This is a genomic window from Microbacterium sp. CPCC 204701 (assembly GCF_004010105.1).
GTDB lineage: Bacteria > Actinomycetota > Actinomycetes > Actinomycetales > Microbacteriaceae > Microbacterium.
The window spans coordinates 1-4,427 of the sequence record NZ_RRYE01000260.1; the positions used below are offsets into that span (position 1 = coordinate 1).

5 protein-coding genes and 1 pseudogene are annotated in these 4,427 nt (G+C 71.4%); 3 read left to right on the top strand and 3 right to left on the bottom strand.

All coding sequences use genetic code 11. The annotated features are described in order from the left end of the window. Positions 1-79: 79 nt before the first annotated feature. The 3 genes from bcp to aroA form a co-directional block, all read right to left on the bottom strand. A complete protein-coding gene (gene bcp, locus EIO58_RS13385; protein ID WP_127819955.1) occupies positions 80-550 on the bottom strand; it encodes a thioredoxin-dependent thiol peroxidase in 471 nt (156 codons plus the stop codon). A 9-nt stretch (positions 551-559) separates the two neighbouring features. Beyond that, positions 560-1,615, bottom strand: coding sequence for a ribosome small subunit-dependent GTPase A (rsgA, locus tag EIO58_RS13390; RefSeq protein WP_127819956.1), 1,056 nt, complete (start codon positions 1,613-1,615; stop codon positions 560-562). Between the two features lie 61 nt (positions 1,616-1,676). Then, positions 1,677-3,041 carry a 3-phosphoshikimate 1-carboxyvinyltransferase gene (gene aroA / locus EIO58_RS13395; protein WP_127819957.1) on the bottom strand — a complete coding sequence of 455 codons (1,365 nt, stop codon included), beginning with the start codon at positions 3,039-3,041 and terminating at the stop codon, positions 1,677-1,679. Positions 3,042-3,195: 154 nt separating this feature from the next. Between aroA and EIO58_RS13400 the strand changes: the two genes are divergently transcribed. The 3 genes and pseudogenes from EIO58_RS13400 to EIO58_RS13410 all read left to right on the top strand — a co-directional run. After that, positions 3,196-3,813 carry a sigma-70 family RNA polymerase sigma factor gene (locus EIO58_RS13400; protein ID WP_205789274.1) on the top strand — a complete coding sequence of 206 codons (618 nt, stop codon included), beginning with the start codon at positions 3,196-3,198 and terminating at the stop codon, positions 3,811-3,813. Beyond that, a complete protein-coding gene (locus tag EIO58_RS13405) occupies positions 3,810-4,052 on the top strand; it encodes a zf-HC2 domain-containing protein (RefSeq protein ID WP_127819959.1) in 243 nt (80 codons plus the stop codon). The genes EIO58_RS13400 and EIO58_RS13405 overlap by 4 nt, the downstream gene beginning before the upstream one ends. A gap of 171 nt (positions 4,053-4,223) precedes the next feature. Next, positions 4,224-4,427: pseudogene (locus tag EIO58_RS13410) on the top strand (amino acid permease); the annotation flags it as partial.

The following is a 4,427-nucleotide window of genomic DNA, read 5'->3' on the forward strand; positions in this document are numbered from 1 at the left end:
CGCGACGCCGGCCGGGCCACGCGAACGTCCGCCGACCCTGACGTGCCGTCCCGCTGACCCGCGCGCTGGAGGACGGGGCTCAGACGCCGAGCAGGGTCCGCACTCGCGCCACGTGGCCCGTTGCACGCACGTTGTAGAGCGCGTGCGCGATGCGGCCCTTCTCGTCGATGACGAACGTGGAACGAATGACCCCCATGAAGGTCTTGCCGTAGTTCATCTTCTCGCCCCACACGCCGTACCTTCCGTGCACCCCGTGATCGGGGTCGCTCAGCAGGTCGTACGTGAGACCGTCGCGCGCGCGGAAGCGGCGGAGCTTCTCGGGTTCGTCGCGCGAAACGCCCAGGACGGTGTAGCCCGCGACCTGGAGCGGTGCGAGGCTGTCCCGGAAGTCGCACGCCTCCGTCGTGCAGCCCGGCGTCATCGCCTCCGGGTAGAAGAACACGATCACCCGGCCGCCGCGCAGATCCTTCAGCGTCACGGGCCGCGCGTCCTGGTCGACGAGGGTGAAGGCGGGGGCGAGGGAACCGGGTTCGAGGCGCTTCGTGGTCACCCCTCCAGCCTAGGCGCCGGGCCGCTGGCTCTTCTCGGCGAAGGTCTCGAGCAGCCGCTGCAGCGAGTCGAGACGCGCGGCGCCGCCGGGGCCGAGCCGGCCTGCCTCGACCGCCTCGACGATCGCGCAGTCCGGGGCATCCGTCAGGTGCGTGCATCCGCGCGGGCATTCCTCGCCGATCTCGGCGAGGTCGGTGAACGCGCGGAGGATGTTCGCCGTGTCGACGTGGCCGAGCCCGAACGACCGGACCCCCGGCGTGTCGATCACCCAGCCGTTGCCCGCGTCGCCCCGGAAGCGCAGCGACACGGTCGAGCTCGAGGTGTGCCGGCCGCGGCCGGTGACGACGTTGACGTGGCCGATCGCGCGCCTGGCCTCGGGGACGAGCGCGTTCACGAGCGTCGACTTGCCGACGCCGGAGTGGCCGACGAACACCGTCGAGTGCCCGACGAGCGCCGCGCCCACGCTGTCGAGCGGCATCTCGTCGCGACCGCTCGTGAACACCTCGAGATCGAGCCCCTCGAAGTGCGCGAGGAACTCCGACGGATCGGCGAGGTCGGTCTTCGTCACGACGAGGAGAGGACGGATGCCGGCATCCAGCGCCGCCACGAGATACCGGTCGACGAGCCTGGGGCGAGGCTCGGGGTCGGCGGCGGCCACGACGATCAGAATCTGGTCGGCGTTGGCGACGACGACGCGCTCGACCTGATCGGTGTCGTCGGCGCTGCGGCGCAGCAGCGACGTGCGCTCCTCGATGCCGACGATGCGGGACAGGGTGCCCTCGGCGCCGGAGGCGTCGCCGACGATCCGCGCGTGATCGCCGGTGACGATCGGCATCTTGCGCAGCTCGCGGGCGCGTGTGGCCAGCACGGTCCGCTCGGTGGGGAGGTCCTCGTCGACGAGCACGGTGTAGCGGCCGCGGTCGACGCCGAGCACGCGCGCGATCTGGGCGTCGGCGTGAGCGGGACGCCTCTTCGTGCGCGGCCGATTCGCCTTCGGGTTCGGGCGCACCCGCACGTCGGCCTCGTCGTACTCCGGCTCGTCGTCGAGGTCGTCGAGCCAGCTCACGGCGCTCCTCCTGGCCGTACCGCGTGGTCCGGAGTCGTCACGTCGATCCCCACGTCTCGCCTCACGAGGCCTGCATCGTCTCCTGCGACAGCGCGCTCTCGCCGGTGAGCAACTGCTGCCAGATCTGCGGGAACTGGGGCATGGTCTTCGCGGTCGTGCCGATGTCGTCGACCTCCACGCCGGGCACGGCGAGCCCGATGAGGGCGCCGGTCGTCGCCATCCGGTGGTCGTGGTGCGCGTGCCAGGTGCCGGCGTGCAGCGGGCGCGGCACGATCCGGATGCCGTCCGGCTGCTCGTGCGCCTCGCCGCCGAGGCCTCGCAGCTCTGCGACGAGCGCGGCGATGCGATCGGTCTCGTGGCCGCGGATGTGGCCGATGCCGTGGAGGGTCGACGGCGAGTCGGCGAACGCCGCCAGCGCGAAGATCGTCGGGGTCAGCTCGCCCGCCGCCGAGAGGTCGAGGTCGACGCCCTGGATGCCGGCTCCGGCGGTGACCGTCAGCGCGCCGCCGCGCCGCACCACGCGTGCGCCCATGAGCGCGAGGATCTCGGTGAGCATCGCTCCTGGCTGGGTGGAGTGCGCCGGCCACCCGGTGACCGACACGGAGCCGCCCGCCACCATCGCCGCGGCCAGGAACGGCGCGGCGTTCGAGAGGTCGGGCTCGATCGCCACGTCCTTGGCGCGCACCGGCCCGGCGGGAACGATCCACTCGCCGGTGCCGGGGCGCTCGACGTGGACGCCGCGGTGCGCGAGCGCCTCGACGGTCATGTCGATGTGGGGAATGCTCGGGAGGCGCTCGCCGGCGTGCACGAGGTGCAGGCCGACGTCGAAGCGGGGAGCCGACAGCAGCAGCCCCGAGACGAACTGGCTCGACGCGCTCGCGTCGATCGTGACCTCGCCGCCGCGCACGTGCCCGTGCCCGCGCACGATGAACGGGAGCGCCCAGCGCCCGCCGTCGTCGATGTCGACGCCGACATCGCGCAGCGCAGTGATCATCGCGCCCATGGGCCGGTGCAGCGCGCTCTCGTGCGCGGTGAGCGCCACATCGCCCCGGGCGAAGCCGCCGAGGCCGGCGACGAAGCGCATCACCGTGCCGGCCTGGCCGCAGTCGAGCTCGGTGTCGCCTTTGAGGGGCCAGACCGGCGTCACCTCGATGTCGTCGCCGTAGGTCCCCGACCCGGGCACCAGCTGGATGCCGACGCCGAGCGCGCGCAGCGCGTCGATCATGCGCGCCGAATCGTCGGAGTGCAGGGGAGCCAGTAGTCGGCTCGGTCCGTCGGCGAGGGCCGCGAGGATGAGCTCGCGGTTGGTGAGCGACTTGGAGCCGGGCACCGTGACCGTCGCGTGCAGGGCACCGCTCGCCGTCGGGGCGTGCCAGGGCCCCCGCGACTCGTTCGCAGTGGCTGGGGAATACCCGTCGGCTGTCATCGGGTTCTACCCTAACGAACCCCGTCCCGACCGGCCGGGATAGACGACATGGAACCGGAGCAGGATGTTCGCAACCCTCGACCGACTCGACCGCGAGGCGCCCGTGCGCGACGTCTCCGTTGGCTTGAAAGCGCCCAACGTAGACTGGCGCGTGATGAGCGATTCGATCGACCGGGCCCACGACACCGATGAGGCCGCGGATCCGCGCACGCAGTTCGAAGAGCAGGCGCTGCCCTTCATGGACCAGCTGTACGCCGCCGCGATGCGCATGACGCGCAATCCTGCCGACGCGGCCGACCTGGTGCAGGAGACATTCGTCAAGGCGTTCGCATCGTGGAGGACCTTCACGCAGGGCACGAATCTCAAGGCGTGGCTGTACCGGATCCTGACGAACACCTATATCAACACTTACCGCAAGAAGCAGCGCGAGCCCTACCAGGGCACGATCGACGATCTCGAAGACTGGCAGCTCGGCGGAGCCGAGTCGACCACCGCGACGAGCACGCGCTCGGCCGAGGCCGAGGCGATCGACCACATGCCGGCGTCCGTGGTCAAGGACGCGCTGCAGTCCATCCCGGAGGACTTCCGGCTGGCGGTGTACCTCGCCGACGTCGAGGGCTTCGCCTACCAGGAGATCGCCGACATCATGAAGACCCCCATCGGCACAGTCATGAGCCGCCTGCACCGTGGCAGGCGGATGCTTCGTGAACTGCTGGCCGACTACGCGAGAGAGCGCGGCATGACGGTTGCCGCCACAAGGAGCAAGAAATGACCGACTGCGGCTGCGACAAGGCGCGGCGCGACCTGGAGGAGTACCTGCGCAACGAGGTCTGCAAGACCGAGCACTCCGACATCGCCGAGCATCTGGAGAACTGCCCGGGCTGCCGGGACGAGGCGCTGGTGGCGCGCACCCTCACCGAGGTCGTGGCGCGTGCGTGCAAGGAGACCGCTCCCGAGGAGCTGCGCGACCACGTGCTCGCGAAGCTGCGTGCGGTGCAGGCCGCACACTGACCTCGTCGGTCAGGCCGTCGGCGAACACACGGTGAGCGCACCCGGCACGACGACGGTCGGCAGCGGCAGCGCCCTGACACCGCGGGCCGCCCTGGCGCATTGGCAGGATTCCGCGCGAGGACGGCGCCCGGGCGAGCGCGTCGTGTCGCACGCGGCGACGAGACTCGAGCGGTGACTTCGAAGACGGATGCCTCGCGCGGCGGTCTCGGCCTCGTCCAGGGGACCGCGCTCTATATCGCATCCGTCCTCGGCACCGGTCTGCTCGTCCTCCCGGGACTCGCGGCCGAGGCCGCCGGGCCCGCGAGCATCGTCGCGGTGCTCGCCGTCATCGGCCTGTCGATTCCGCTCGCCGGCACGTTCGCGGTGCTCGCGGCG

What these genes read in the sequence shown, in the direction of transcription:
- EIO58_RS13405 (WP_127819959.1), top strand. Translation starts at nt 3,810, where the DNA reads ATGACCGACTGCGGCTGCGACAAGGCGCGGCGCGACCTGGAGGAGTAC.
- aroA (WP_127819957.1), bottom strand. Translation starts at nt 3,041, where the DNA reads ATGACAGCCGACGGGTATTCCCCAGCCACTGCGAACGAGTCGCGGGGG.
- EIO58_RS13400 (WP_205789274.1), top strand. Translation starts at nt 3,196, where the DNA reads ATGAGCGATTCGATCGACCGGGCCCACGACACCGATGAGGCCGCGGAT.